This window comes from uncultured Erythrobacter sp., assembly GCF_947499705.1.
Taxonomy (GTDB): Bacteria; Pseudomonadota; Alphaproteobacteria; order Sphingomonadales; family Sphingomonadaceae; genus Erythrobacter.
In genome coordinates, this window is the sequence record NZ_CANMPJ010000001.1 from 1,061,923 (window position 1) to 1,075,355 (window position 13,433).

General features: G+C 57.6%; 12 protein-coding genes, 1 tRNA gene and 2 pseudogenes. 3 read left to right on the forward strand and 12 right to left on the reverse strand.

The annotated features are described in order from the left end of the window. The first annotated feature begins 41 nt into the window (after window positions 1-41). Window positions 42-1,559: a DUF4403 family protein gene (locus Q0837_RS04915; RefSeq protein ID WP_298466015.1), complete on the forward strand. Its 1,518-nt coding sequence runs from the start codon at window positions 42-44 to the stop codon at window positions 1,557-1,559. Window positions 1,560-1,569: 10 nt separating this feature from the next. Here the strand turns inward: Q0837_RS04915 and Q0837_RS04920 are convergent, their stop codons facing one another. Next, window positions 1,570-1,998 carry a DUF6789 family protein gene (locus tag Q0837_RS04920; protein ID WP_298466017.1) on the reverse strand — a complete coding sequence of 143 codons (429 nt, stop codon included), beginning with the start codon at window positions 1,996-1,998 and terminating at the stop codon, window positions 1,570-1,572. A 93-nt stretch (window positions 1,999-2,091) separates the two neighbouring features. On the opposite strand from Q0837_RS04920, the gene Q0837_RS04925 reads away from it, so the two are divergent. Continuing rightward, window positions 2,092-2,772 carry a DUF3313 domain-containing protein gene (locus tag Q0837_RS04925; RefSeq protein ID WP_298466019.1) on the forward strand — a complete coding sequence of 227 codons (681 nt, stop codon included), beginning with the start codon at window positions 2,092-2,094 and terminating at the stop codon, window positions 2,770-2,772. Window positions 2,773-3,027: 255 nt separating this feature from the next. Here the strand turns inward: Q0837_RS04925 and Q0837_RS04930 are convergent, their stop codons facing one another. The 8 genes and pseudogenes from Q0837_RS04930 to Q0837_RS04960 form a co-directional block, all read right to left on the reverse strand. Next, window positions 3,028-3,492 (reverse strand): hypothetical protein, encoded by a 465-nt coding sequence (locus Q0837_RS04930; protein ID WP_298466021.1) that lies wholly within the window; start codon window positions 3,490-3,492, stop codon window positions 3,028-3,030. Window positions 3,493-3,594: 102 nt separating this feature from the next. Then, window positions 3,595-3,831 (reverse strand): annotated as a pseudogene (locus Q0837_RS17570) (HGGxSTG domain-containing protein); the annotation flags it as partial. Next, window positions 3,773-4,822 (reverse strand): bifunctional DNA primase/polymerase, encoded by a 1,050-nt coding sequence (locus Q0837_RS04935; protein WP_298466023.1) that lies wholly within the window; start codon window positions 4,820-4,822, stop codon window positions 3,773-3,775. The pseudogene Q0837_RS17570 and the gene Q0837_RS04935, both read right to left, overlap by 59 nt. A gap of 14 nt (window positions 4,823-4,836) precedes the next feature. After that, on the reverse strand, window positions 4,837-5,031 hold the full coding sequence (locus Q0837_RS04940; RefSeq protein ID WP_298466024.1) for a helix-turn-helix domain-containing protein: 195 nt from the start codon (window positions 5,029-5,031) through the stop codon (window positions 4,837-4,839). 160 nt (window positions 5,032-5,191) lie between these two features. Continuing rightward, entirely contained in the window at window positions 5,192-6,118 is a 927-nt protein-coding gene (locus Q0837_RS04945) for a site-specific integrase (RefSeq protein WP_298469786.1), read from the reverse strand. 33 nt (window positions 6,119-6,151) lie between these two features. Further along, window positions 6,152-6,412, reverse strand: a pseudogene (locus Q0837_RS04950) (Arm DNA-binding domain-containing protein); the annotation flags it as partial. Window positions 6,413-6,548: 136 nt separating this feature from the next. After that, window positions 6,549-6,623: transfer RNA gene (locus tag Q0837_RS04955), tRNA-Asn, on the reverse strand. 77 nt (window positions 6,624-6,700) lie between these two features. Further along, a complete protein-coding gene (locus Q0837_RS04960; RefSeq protein WP_298466026.1) occupies window positions 6,701-7,489 on the reverse strand; it encodes an NAD kinase in 789 nt (262 codons plus the stop codon). 122 nt (window positions 7,490-7,611) lie between these two features. On the opposite strand from Q0837_RS04960, the gene Q0837_RS04965 reads away from it, so the two are divergent. Further along, window positions 7,612-8,442: an EAL domain-containing protein gene (locus tag Q0837_RS04965; RefSeq protein WP_298466028.1), complete on the forward strand. Its 831-nt coding sequence runs from the start codon at window positions 7,612-7,614 to the stop codon at window positions 8,440-8,442. An 8-nt stretch (window positions 8,443-8,450) separates the two neighbouring features. On the opposite strand, the gene mfd is transcribed toward Q0837_RS04965, so the two are convergent. The 3 genes from mfd to Q0837_RS04980 all read right to left on the reverse strand — a co-directional run bounded on the left by mfd (window position 8,451) and on the right by Q0837_RS04980 (window position 13,401). Then, window positions 8,451-11,954 carry a transcription-repair coupling factor gene (mfd, locus tag Q0837_RS04970; RefSeq protein ID WP_298466030.1) on the reverse strand — a complete coding sequence of 1,168 codons (3,504 nt, stop codon included), beginning with the start codon at window positions 11,952-11,954 and terminating at the stop codon, window positions 8,451-8,453. 72 nt (window positions 11,955-12,026) lie between these two features. Next, window positions 12,027-12,305 (reverse strand): succinate dehydrogenase assembly factor 2, encoded by a 279-nt coding sequence (locus tag Q0837_RS04975; RefSeq protein WP_298466032.1) that lies wholly within the window; start codon window positions 12,303-12,305, stop codon window positions 12,027-12,029. A 64-nt stretch (window positions 12,306-12,369) separates the two neighbouring features. Continuing rightward, entirely contained in the window at window positions 12,370-13,401 is a 1,032-nt protein-coding gene (locus Q0837_RS04980) for a papain-like cysteine protease family protein (protein WP_298466034.1), read from the reverse strand. Between the last annotated feature and the right edge of the window lie 32 nt (window positions 13,402-13,433).

Sequence of the window (13,433 nt, forward strand, 5' to 3'; positions counted from 1 at the left end):
AACTGCAAATCATCTAATCTGCCAAGGGAACGCTTTGGCGAATGACCACTGCCCGGAAAATTCTGATCGGGCTGCTCGCACTCGTCGTTTTGATCGCGTGCGCTGTAATCTATTTCATCTGGTTCTACGTCAGGATCGAGGAATATCCGGTCCCGGTACGAGCGGACATCGAAGTCTCCTACAAACAGCAGGATTCCATAGTCGTAAGCTCGGTTTCGTTGCCGATGAACGCCATCCGCAGAGGGTTGGAGAAGGATGTCCCCCGAAAGCTTGTTTCGATCAATGAGCGTGTGGATGATTGTGTGCCGCGCGAGACCGTGCGGATATTCAAGCAGAACCTCTTCAGAACCCCGCGATTTGGGTGTGATCTTGTCGGGGAAATAAGGCGCGGCTCGATCACGTTTGCGCAAGGTCGCGGCTCAACACTCAGTGCGCGAATGCCGATCAATGCGACGATTGAGATTCGCAATATCGGCGATGTGATCAAACGCGAGACAGCAACCGCCACCGCCATTGTCACGATGCGCGCGCGACTAGGGATCGGACGTCGTTGGCAACTCCAGCCCAATATCGACCTGTCTTATGAATGGTTTGAAGAGCCAGGTATCGATTTTATGGGGCAACGTATCCGGTTCACCAAACAGGCAGACCGGGAGCTTGCAAAAATCTTGCCCCAGATTGAGCGTCAACTGGCCGCGCAGATTGCATCGACCAATGTCCGACCAGAGGTTGAGAAACTATGGCGGCAGGCTTTCACCGTAGAATCGATTAACCGGGAAGATCCGCCTGTCTGGATGCGCCTGTCGCCAAATGGTGCAGGGGTGGGAACGCTACAAGTCGGGGGCAACCGATTGTCGCTCGACGTAATGCTACGAGCGAATGCGGAGCTCTTCGTCGGCGATGAACCGAACCGTCCGGAACCGACAGCGTTGCCAGCCAATATGGGCATCCCGCGAGGATCGGGCTATTCGCTAACGGTCCCGGTTCTCGCCGACTACGATCAGGTGGAGCCGGTGATCCTGCGCGCTCTGAAGAGGCTGGCGGAACGGGGGATCGAGCGAGGCAACCTGGGCCGTCTCGATGTGTCTTTTGAAAATGTTGAGGTTTACGCGACTGAACGGGGACGGATCGCAGTTGGGATAGACGCAGTGGTTGAACCCATTGGCAACATCACCGGACGCATCTGGGGCCGCTCACGCGGCACCATTTGGCTAACTGCAGAGCCGATTTCCAAGCCTGGGAGCGAAATCATTCGAGTGCGTGGACTCGAGGTCTATGGAGACATGGACCGCGACGTAGGCGACCTGTTGGTGCGCGTGATCGCAAGTGACGAGGTTCGCACGGAGATCGAGGATGCCTTGGTCGAGGATTTTCAAAAAGACTACCAGGAAATCCTTGATCGAGCTCGCAAAGGACTGCGTACGATCAAGGTCGGCAGCGTAACACTGAGTTTCGGCGTGGACAGTGTCGAGCACGGCACAATAACGCCAACGGGTCAGGGCCTGTTTATGCCTGTATCGGCGACCGGTTCCGCGCGTATCAGCATTCCAGTGAGATAGGCCTGTGAGCCTATTCCGTCTCTGGTTCATTCGTCACCAATTCGCCCCACAGCCAGCCGAGCGTTGCACCAAAAGCGACGAAGTACACCACCGTGACGAGCATTGCGCCGATAGTGGCCCGTTCCGTGAGGAGGGCATACCCTGTCACAGGGGAGCATGCGAGCCACACCATCAAGCCAAAAGCGATGCCCTTCACGGTGTTGGTCGAGCCGGGGAGAATCCCTTTGACCAATCCGAAAATCGGTCCAAGCAAGAGGCTGCCGATCAAGACATGCGTGGCAAATCCGATGGCCGGATTTATAGGGAACAGGCCTTGAAGAACGCGAACCAGATCAATCTGCGGTAACAATCCACTGATCCAGTTGGCCAGCATGATCGTGGTCAGCGCGCTCGTTGCGAGAAAACCGCAGAATATGGCGCGTCCAATCTGAAACGGCATCAAAACCCCCAATCAATGTCTAGCACCTCCTGTGGACGAGGCAGGCTATCAACATCCCACTTTGGCGCCTACAGTAAAGCCCGGCGATCCACCATGATCCGGGCGACCATGAGTGAGAGATTTCGCACAGGAGACGCAGCGTTGAGTAAGATAACAACAGTAGTTTGTATGTTCGGCGCGGCAACCTTGCTGAGCGCGTGCGGCACCACAACGAAATCGATTGAAGGTTACAATACGATCAGCAGCTTGAGCGGGCTTTCTCAGGATCGCCGCGAGCTTCCCACGTTGGTGTATGTACGACGCGGCGCGCCTGGTCTGGGTGCATATGGGCGATTCATCGTCGACCCGGTTCGTATCAGCTACAGCGACCCGAAAATGCGGGAGCTTGATGCTGATCAACTCAACGAGATGCAGCGTCGCTTGCAGGGAGCAGTTGCTGCGGAGCTTGTAGCCGGAGGTTACGAAGTCGGGACCCGTTCCGGCCCCGGCACTTTGCGGATAAGCATGACGATCACAAATCTGAAGGCGCCGACGGCCGCATTGAATGTCAGCAGGGCATTTGTGCCGTTCTCTTTGAGCGTAGGCGAAGTGACTGTCGAAGCCGCTTTTAGGAACACACAGAGCAATCGTATCGACGCGGTTGTCGTAAATCGGGCCGAAGGAAATCGTGTCCTTGCGTCAAAGCCTTGGAGCACCTGGTCCGATGCCGAGGCATCATTCAAGGAATGGGCGGTGGGCATCCGCAAGGCGGTCGACAAGGCTCACGGCAAATAGCTGTTGGCGCATTGCGCCAAGGCATGGTTCAAATGGGTTGGCGGTCTTTGATCCTGAGGATGCGAAGGCATACCTGACCTGTGTGCTTGATGCGGCCAAGACGACGTCAATCTCGCATTGTGTCTGCTCTGAAGGTCTAAGAAATCGGATGCTTGAGTCTGGAATGAGGGCGCAAACCGGGGGAGATGCTGCGAATTTCGGCAATTGGGTCGCTAACGGAATATCGGCTTTTGGAAAACCACTCAGAGTCGAACTTCACCTTCTAAGCATTCCGACAACGCGCATCATCTCGACCGCGCACAAATCATCCAGGTATTCGAACTCTCTGAGACGTTGCTCAAAGGTGCGGTGGTGCATGCCTTTGGGACGGGTAATCCAGTTTCCCCATCCTTGCTCGCATCCTAGCTTCTTTTGGATGCGGAACAGAGCCTCAAATGGCCTGTCTCGCGATGCGATGCGCTGCGACTGGTAGCCCAGCCGCCAAGCTTGCCTTGAGGCAAATCGATCACCGCCGGGCGGGAGATAGAGCTTTCCGACACGCACTCTTCGAAACGGGCAGATCATCCACCATCTCTTGCCGCCAAAGTTCGGTCGAGTATGGCAAAGTTGCACGGTTTGTTTGACATGCTCTTTGTCCTCGCCATCGCCTCGCGTGTAGGACAATCTGAGCTGTTCGTCGCCTTCCAGATGCATTGCCGCGACATAGCTTACAGCGCTCAAAGCCCGAGATTTTCCTAAATCATTAGGAAATCTTGCCCTCTCATGGGGTTTGCTTTGCTTCTTAGCATCTCCGTTCTGCGCGGATCGACGTTTGCCCTTAGCTGTTCGTGGACCTGTCGAATGCCCGCCATGCAGTTTGCATCGACCAGAGCGATACAAGTCACGGCGTTTGCAGCGTGTCCCAGCGCGCGTCTTTGCACCGCAGGTTAGGTCAGCAAGGATCAATGGAAAGTCGCCACCCTCATCGCACCACCGTCGCCAAAGCGCTCGCTTTTGCTCATCATCCAATAGGAGAGGCCTTGCTCGCGAATTTATATTGATGGGGGTCGCCTTTTCCACGCCCAGTGTGGACCCGCTTGATATACCCTTGGTCCATCAGCTCACCGATATAACGAGACATGTGCTGCTGCCTAATCCCCAGCATGGCTCCAACCTCACTCTGGGAAATCGCAAAAATTTTCTCGGGGTCGCGATGGCTCTGTTTGAGCAAGAGATAGAGCCTGAGCGTGTGGCTGCCTGGAAACGCCAAAATTTCTTCGCGTGCCATTGTTGCTCGTCCCTGACTGCCGACCCAGTTTTCTCCCCTTGCTTCGTATTCCCAAGCAGACGCGACGATGCGCAATACTTCTTCGGCAGGAAGAGGCTCGGGGAATGCTCTGTTCGTTTCCATCGTTTTTGCCATCAGCTGCTCAAGAGAATTGGACTGCCGCGCTAAGATCATTGCAGTGCGCCAAAGTTCATTGTTCCGTGTCCCAACTTTACCAGTCTCATTTCGCTCGGCTGGATTTTCAACCCGTCCCTTTGGAAGAGGAGAGAGGCAGAGAGAGGGTGTATCTCTATTGTAAACCAAACTGGTGTGCGGTCCGGTTGCTCGCCTTGGCAGATTGGCTATGTCGTCAAGACTGCCTTCTACAAACTCATAAGGCGCTTTGCTGCCTTCCGATGGGGGAGCGACAACAAAACCGTCACCGAGAATGTCGATCGGTTTGGTAGGGTCTGGGCGAACCTTGCGAGGCTCGCCGTTGTTCCGATACCACGCTTGCCAATTACCGGAACCGCTGCGGACGATAACAGGGGTCGGACCATTCTCGGCGAGAGCGTCCGCAAATACATTCTCATCATTGGTGTCGACATCTAAGATCGTGAGCCGATTGCGCTTACAAGCAAAACCAAACGCGTTGTCATTGGTGAATTTCAGCGCGAGTTGTTCGCTAGTTGCTGCGCCAAGTTTCAGATAGCCTTTGACAGCAGGTTTCTTCTTCCGAACTGGAAAGGTGCTGATCCCAATCTCGGCATAGCGTGGTTGCCACTCTGAAAAGAGACCTGACACTGTATGTCTTCAGATCATTGAGCTGTCTGGGCCGCACAGGCTGTCGACGCAGCTTCAGCAAGCCTGTTAATGCTCGCAACTTTGACCAAGCGGCGCGTGCCTATCGTGACGCACTCAAGTGTGTTGTCAGAAATTAGTTCGTAGGTTTTCGTCTTACCGATGCCTAAAGTGCGCGCCGCATCGGCAATACTGCAAAGCACGGGTTCCATTTCTAAAGTTCCTCAGCCTCGTCCCCGCTTGCGACCGCGCAAGCACGCCGGAACATGTGCGGAACTTTTATACTAGATCAGCGAATCGCTCGCCATATTAGAGGCTAGGATTTCTCAACGAAATCGTGGAAAACCTGTGCCTTAAAGGCATCCCTCTAATTCAATCGCAACTAAGGGCGGCGCGGATCGGAACGACGGTTGATTCGCCTCCATCAAGCGCGAATTTCGCCCACGCGTTCATCATTTCACGCCTCTTGTCGAAGAAGTCGGTGCGGCGATAGGCTGCCTCAACCGCTTTAGGCACTGTGTGCGCCAAGGCCGCCTCTGCGACTTCTCCGGGCTGACTTGTCTGCTCAGCCGCCCAATCTCGAAAAGTTGAGCGAAAACCGTGAACAGTGCAGGGGGCTTCCATATCTCTCAGCACCTTTGTGAGCGTCATGTTGCTGAGCTGTTTGCCCGCTCCAGATGGAAACACCAGATCGGTACCTGCTTGCTTCATTGTTGCCATTTGACCCAATAACTCAACTGCTTCTGGCGACAATGGAACGCGATGCAAACGGCGGGCTTTCATGCGCTCAGCTGGGACTGTCCAAACATTGGAATCGAGGTCGATTTCATTCCAAGTGGCACCTCGAACTTCGCCGCTTCTAGCAGCTGTCAGAATGGCCAGTCGAAGAGCAAGCGCACCCATTCCACGCTTGTTAGCAAGGCGGTCCATAAGGGCAGGAAGTTCAGCATATGGCAGGGCCTCGAAATTTCCTCGCTTGGGCTGTGCGGGTAGTCGATCAGCCACGGCTGGGCCTAAGGTTCCAATAAACAGCGCGCCATCTGGACGAGCAAAGCGCAGAGTTCGGATTATCAGACTGCGCACCTTCCGCGCGGTTTCGGGTTTGCTTGTCCATATGGGCCTAACGCATTGTGCAATTGCATCTGCATCGATGCTTTGGACCTGCAACTTCCCCAAGGCAGGGAAGGCGTAGGCCTTGAGTTGAGATAGGCTTTGTTTGCGCTTGGCATCGGAGATTTTCGCATCTGCGGCCTTAGCCTCTAGGAAACCAAGCGCTGCCTCACGGAATGTGCGAGTCATTTCCTTAGGCGGCCTGAGGGCCAAGTGTGGATCACGCCCGGCCACTAGCGCTGCCTTTACTAGCGCGGCTTTCTCGCGTGCTTCGCCTAGGGGCACAGCCCTTAAACTGCCGAGACCAAATTCTCGCCTTGTACCATCGTTCTGTATGCGAGCGATCCAGCTGGCTTTTCCAGATTCCCTAACAAAAAGGATCAATCCATCGCCATCATGGTGCTTTCCCGGCTTTTTCGCGGCTGCGCGAATGTGCGCCTGTGTGAGTCTGCCCAATTCGCCCTCGTAGTTAGGCTTTGTCAAATTCCCCCATTTAGTCCCCCATCAATAGCGCGAAACGGCACGGTAAACAACGAACGCGAGCGCGCAGTTGCGGATAAGTCTACCTAGGGAATTGGAGGGTTTTCCGGTCGCGAGTGAACATCAGCGAAGTGGAAAATGGCTCCCCGAGTTGGATTCGAACCAACGACCAAGTGATTAACAGTCACCTACTCTACCGCTGAGCTATCGGGGAGCAGCACTCGGTTGTCTCTCGAGCGCGAGCAGGCCCTATATGGCCGAGTGAGATGGAATGCAACCCGGCTTTGCGCGCTAAATTGCGAATTGTTCGGCAACAATCCGTTCGTCGAGCGAATGGCCGGGATCGAACAGCAGCGTAAGTTCCGTTACGCGCTCAATCGTCAGGGTCACTTCGGCGATATCGCGCAGTTCGCGTTGATCGGCCACGGCGGAAACGGGGCGCTTTCCGGCTTCGAGAATGCGGAACTTCACGGGCAGCCGGTCCGGCAGGATCGCCCCGTTCCAGCGGCGCGGGCGGAATGGGCTGATTGGCGTCAGCGCCAGCAACTCGGAATCGAGCGGCAGGATCGGGCCGTTTGCTGATAGGTTGTATGCGGTTGAGCCTGCGGGGGTGGAAAGCAGCACGCCGTCGCAGACCAATTGCTTGATCCGCACGCGGCCATTCACACTCACTTCGATCTTCGCCGTCTGCCGCATCTCACGCAGCAGCGAAACCTCATTGATCGCGAGGAAGGTGTGTTGCTCGCCGCTTTGCGTCACCGCCTCCATTCTGAGAGGAGCGATCTTGAAAGGGCGCGCACGGTTGGTTTGAGCCAGCACATTCCCGGTCTTGCGGTAGCGGTTCATCATGAAGCCGACCGTGCCCCGGTTCATACCGTAAGCCGGGATCAATCGGCCCGCATCGAGCATTGTGTGCAGCGTCTGCAGCATGAAGCCATCGCCGCCGAGTACCACTGCCACGTCCGCTTCCTCCACCGGAGCCCAATCGTGCGTGTCGATCAGTTCGGCATAGGCTGCCTGAGCTCGCTCGGAATCGGAGGCGAGCAAAGCCGGCCGGGCAAACGCGTTTTCAGTTGTCATTCGTTCCCCGACCTTCGTCTGTGCCTGTACGCAGCCCAGTTAGTGACTTATCCTGATGTTCCAAATTCGGTCGGATTGCAATTGATACACCAATAGCACCGATGCGGACGTAAGGAGCCGGGATGGATTCGGACACGACATCTTTGCGCAAACCCGCCCGGGGAATGATTCCTGGGGTGAAGAATGTCGCTCTAGAAGCGGACCTGCTCAGCGCGCTGGATCGGCGCGAGATTGAGGTGTTGTTCCAGCCGCAATTCTCATGCCGAAGCGGGGCAGTTGCAGGTGCGGAGGCACTCGCGCGCTGGCGGCACCCGACACTGGGAGAGATTGGCGCACGGGATCTGTTTGCGATTGCTGAGCGTGCCGCCTTGGTTGCACCGCTTTCCCGGCATGTCGTGGCGCGGGCGCTTGAGGAAGCGGCCAGCTGGCCGGAAGAGCTAAAACTCTCGCTCAACATTACGCCAGAGGAACTGGGCGATCCGCGCTTTGCCGCTGACTTTGCGGCTCTGATTGGTCAAAGCGATCTCGATCCAGCACGCTTGATGCTTGAGATTACCGAGGACGTTTTGCTGCGGAACCTTGAGCAGGCGTCCGCCGCTTTGGGTGCTCTTCGCAAGCTTGGTTTCAGCACAGCATTGGACGATTTCGGTGCAGGATTCTGCAACTTCCGCTATCTGCGCGAGCTGCCGCTCGACGCGCTGAAGCTGGACAAAGTCATGGTCGATGGGGTTCCAGGCGATCCCAAGGCGCTTGCCGTGTTGCGCGCGATCATGGCGCTTGGCAGGGCGCTTGAACTGGAAGTCTATGCCGAGGGTATCGAAAGCGAGATACAGCGTGCGGCGATTATCAGCGAAGGGTGCGACTACTGGCAGGGCTTCTTGCGTGCGGCGCCGATGAAGGGCGCCGACATGGTGGCTCTAGCTCGCACCGCGCGCGGGCGCGGTCACGGCTGACCGCGCACTTAAGCAGCCTGCTTCTCGCGCTTCTTCGCTTTTCGCACGATGCCTGACAAACCCTTCGTGAGCTGAAACAACCCGTTGAGGCGGCTTTGTGGGTCGCCCCATGCACGGTTGATCACCAGCTTCATATCAGGGCGAAGTTTGGCTGTGCCCGAAGCCCCCTGATTCAGCTTGTCGACATAGGCGATCAGGCCCGGGCCATCAGGGAAATCGTCATTGTGAAACGTCACCAGCGTGCCGCGCGCGCCGACATCGATCTTGGCGATGTTGGCCTCGATTGCCTGATGCTTGATCTCGATCAGGCGGATCAGGTTCTTGGTCGGATCGGGGAGCTCGCCAAACCGGTCAATCATTTCCGCAGCCATGCTTTCGATTTCGGCTTTGTCCTGAGCTTGGTTGAGCCGGCGATAGAGCGCCATCCGGACAGCGAGATCGGGCACGTAGTCTTCGGGTATCATGATCGGCGCATCGACAGTGATCTGCGGTGAGACTTTGTCCTTCGCCGCTTCGAGTCCCATTTCGCCCGCCTTGGCTGCAAGGATCGCGTCTTCGAGCATCGATTGGTAGAGTTCGAAACCAACCTCGCGGATATGGCCCGATTGCTCATCGCCAAGCAGGTTGCCCGCGCCGCGGATGTCGAGATCGTGGCTGGCCAGTTGAAAGCCTGCGCCGAGCGAGTCGAGATCGCCGAGCACCTTGAGACGTTTCTCTGCAACTTCCGAAAGCTGCACGTCTTTCTCGTAGGTCAGGTAAGCATAGGCCCGCAGTTTCGCGCGGCCCACGCGTCCGCGCAGCTGGTAGAGTTGAGCGAGGCCGAAGCGGTCGGCGCGGTGGATGATGATCGTGTTGGCGCTTGGCAGATCGAGCCCGCTTTCAACGATGGTTGTCGACAGCAGAACTTCGTATTTGCCTTCGTAGAATGCGCTCATCCGCTCCTCGATTTCGCCCGCGCCCATCTGGCCGTGCGCGGAGATCGCTTTCACCTCGGGCACGTTTTCGTGCAGCCATTCCTCGACTTCGGCCATGTCGGAAATGCGCGGCACAACGATAAAACTCTGTCCGCCGCGATGGTGTTCGCGCAGCAGGGCTTCGCGCATCACCATATCGTCCCACTCCATCACATACGTCCGGACCGCCAAGCGATCGACTGGCGGTGTCTGGATGGTCGAGAGTTCGCGCAGACCCGTCATCGCCATCTGCAGCGTGCGTGGGATCGGCGTGGCGGTCAGGGTCAACATATGCACGTCGGATCGCAGCTGTTTGAGCTTCTCCTTATGCGTCACGCCGAACCGCTGCTCCTCGTCCACAATCACCAGGCCGAGATTGCCGAACTCGGTCGATTTGGAGAGGATCGCGTGGGTGCCGACGACAATATCGATATCGCCGCTTGCAATGCCTTCGCGGGTTTCCGTCATCTCCTTCGAGGAAACAAGGCGTGAGAGACGGCCGACCTTAAGAGGGAATCCAGCAAAGCGCTCGGAGAAGTTCTGATAATGCTGGCGGGCGAGCAGGGTTGTGGGGGCGACCACAGCGACCTGCTGACCGCTCATCGCCGCCACGAACGCGGCGCGCAAAGCGACCTCGGTTTTGCCGAACCCGACATCGCCGCACACGAGGCGGTCCATCGGCTTACCACTTTCCAGATCGCGCAGGACATCGGCGATAGCCGCGTCCTGGTCGTCGGTTTCCTCCCATGGGAAGCGGTCGACGAACTGATTGAAACTGGCTTCTTCGGCTTCGAAGACGGGGGCTTTCTTGAGCGCGCGTTCGGCGGCGACCTTCATCAACTCGCCAGCGATTGCGGTAATGCGTTCTTTCAGCTTCGCGCGGCGCCGCTGCCAGCCTTCTCCGCCAAGGCGATCGAGCATGACCGCCTCTTCGGAAGAGCCGTAACGGCTGAGTACATCGATATTCTCGACGGGGATGAAAAGTTTGTCGCCGCCTTTGTATTCCAACTGCACGCAATCGTGCTGGCTCTTACCCACGGGGACGGGTTCGAGTCCGAGATACTTTCCGATGCCATGCTCAACATGGACGACCAGATCGCCGCGAGCGAGAGCCTGAAGTTCGGCTAGGAAGGCATCGGAATCCTTGCGCTTTTTCTTGCGGCGAACCAGTCGATCACCGAGCACATCCTGCTCGGTCAGGATCTCCAGATCGTCGTTGGCAAAGCCCGCTTCGAGCGGCAATACCATGAGCGCGAGTTCGCCCTTTGCCGACAGACCGAGTGCTTCCCGCCAGCTATCGGCGAGCTTGGTTGGCGTACCGGCTTCTTCCAGAATCGATGCGATCCGCGCCCGTGAGCCAGTTGAATAGGCGGCGAGCAGGGGCTTCTTCCCCGATTTCCCTATTGCAGCTGCATGTTTGGCAGCGGCCTCATAGACGTTGTCGCCCCGCGCGCGTTCGGGCGTGAAGTCGCGGCCGGCTTTGAAACCGAAATCGACGCTCGCGTCGCTTTCGGGAGCGGCGAAGATGACGCTGCGATGGGCGGGGGCGGCATCGAGTGCGGAGGTGAATTCAGCTTGCCCAACATACAGCGCATCGGTGGCGAGCGGACGATAGGAACCCGATTTGTCGCCAGCGACGCGGCTGCGCTGGTCGTGATAGTCCGAGATGTCAGAAATGCGCTCTTCCGCTGCTCCGATTGCGCCTTGGTCGATAATGACCAGATCCTCAGTGGCTAGGTGGTCGAACAACGTCGCCAGCTTGTCCTCGAAGAGCGGCAGCCAGTGCTCCATTCCTGCGAGCCGTCGTCCATCGCTCACCGCTTCATAGAGCGGGTCCTGCGTTGACGCGGCGCCAAATTGCTCGCGGTAGCGCGAGCGGAAACGCTTGATGCTGTCCTCGTCGAGCAATGCCTCGGACGCGGGCAGCAGCAGATGCGACTTGAGTGTTCCGGTCGAGCGCTGAGTGCTCGGGTCGAATAGGCGCAGGCTCTCCAGCTCGTCACCGAAAAAATCGAGCCGCAGGCCCTGATCAAGCGAGGAAGGGAAGATGTCGACAATCGAGCCGCGCACAGCAAATTCGCCGTGATCGACTACCGTATCAGTACGCGAGTAACCTTGCCGAGTAAGCAGGGCCGCGAGGCTATCGTGGCCGATATTCGTGCCGGGTCTGAACTCACGCACGCTCTCGCGGATGCGAAACGGCGTGAGCACGCGCTGGAGTGCAGCGTTGACAGTCGTGACCAGAAGCTGTGAACCGCCCGACGGATGCTGGAGCTTGAACAGCGCAGACAGCCGCGCTGCACTGACCGACAAGGCCGGACTTGCGCGGTCGTAGGGCAGGCAATCCCAGGCAGGCAATTCCAGCACTTCGATCTCTGGCGCGAAGTAGCGTGCAGCTTCGGCGACTGCGCGCATGGCTGCATCGTCCGGAGCGATGAAAACCGCACGCTGTTTTGCTGCCCGCGCAAAATCGCTCATCACCAGCGGCATCGCGCCGCGCGGCAGCGATGTGAGCGTTAGCGGCTTGGCGGCCGACAGAATGCGGGAGAGGTCGGGCATCGGTGATTACTCAAATAGGAATAGCCCCGCGCGTTCCCGCACGGGGCTGAAAGTCTGGTTCAGGCACCGCGCCTAGCGCGGGATGTCGACGTAGTCGAGCGCCTGCATCTTTTCGATCAGAGGCCCCCGAAACCGCTCGGGGACTTCCTGAGTTTGAAGCCCCCACGCCATTACATCGACGTCATCCTCGGCGAGCAGGTCTTCGAACCAGTTCATCTCCGCTTCGCCCCATGTCTCATGGTAGCGATCGAAAAACCCGCCGATCATGTAGTCGGCCTCACGCGTGCCGCGATGCCATGCACGGAACTTCGCGCGGGCTAGCCGTTGCTCGAATGTAGGCATGTCTGTCATGCGCCCCACCTAAGTGGGGCGGCACGGCAGCGCAACAGAGGGATTCGTTGAAAAGCAAACTCCGCTAAAGCGCAAGAACCGCTACACCCAGGTCTCCAATGCCGCCGCCCGGCGCATTGTACACGCGGAAGCCCGGGTTCGTGTTGTCGATATATTGGATGCCGTGCCAGGGATCGATGATCTTGAGCTGAGCGCTGTCCCTCGTCGGGCCAATGCACATAGTGGCGTGACCGCCACCTCCGCGCCAATACCACGCCACCAATCCGGGCTTTCGCGGGGTGAGCGCCTGGAGCAATCGGAGGGTTACGAGAGCACCTTCGACCTTATATGCCGAAGGGACCGGGAATGGCCGCCTTTTCAGAACCTTGACGGCGAGATCGGCATTCGTGCCGTTGGTCCCCCAATTGTGGTAGGTGTGTGCGAAGTTGCTGAGTGGTGAGATGCCTTGATTGAGCCTATTGGCTTCGATCAGCGACATCAGCCCGCGGACCTGTTCTTCACTGAGATCCGTCAAGCTGGCTCCACCCCAAGCTCGCTTCATCATGGTAACGGTGGCCGGAACACATGAGTTTCCCTTCTCCTGGCGAATGAAGTGGTGCCAGTTTCCGTCTACATCCTTTGATTGCTCCTTTTTCCCGGGCCGATAAACATTGGCCGGAGGAACGATCGGAGGCGCCGGTGGAGCGGGTAAAGGCGGGATCGGCCGTACAACCGGCGGCAATGGCGGAATGGGCCGAGCAACAGGTAGATGCGGAATAGGCCGGACAGTAGGCAAAGGAGGAATGGGGCGAGCCATCAATCCAGCGGCGACGAGCCTGGGTGCGAAATTCGGATCGTTCAAGAAGGTATCCAGCAACTGCTCGACGGTGCCTTTGCCGTGCGCATTCCTTTTGCTGTTGCGGATGCTATCTTGCCATCTGCCGCCTTTCGTGTTGATCCAAGCTATTAGCTTGTCGAGGAGTTCCGCTCGACGGAGGGAATGACCAACGGCGCTGTTACCGCATTTCGCAAAAGCTCTGTCCAATGTCTTCAGGGCTTTGCTGCGGGGTTTGAACATCCCGCGGTTGGTGTCTTTCATCCAGGTCTGATAATTCATGGTGTCTCTTCCTCAGTAAAACTGTGGAAGCA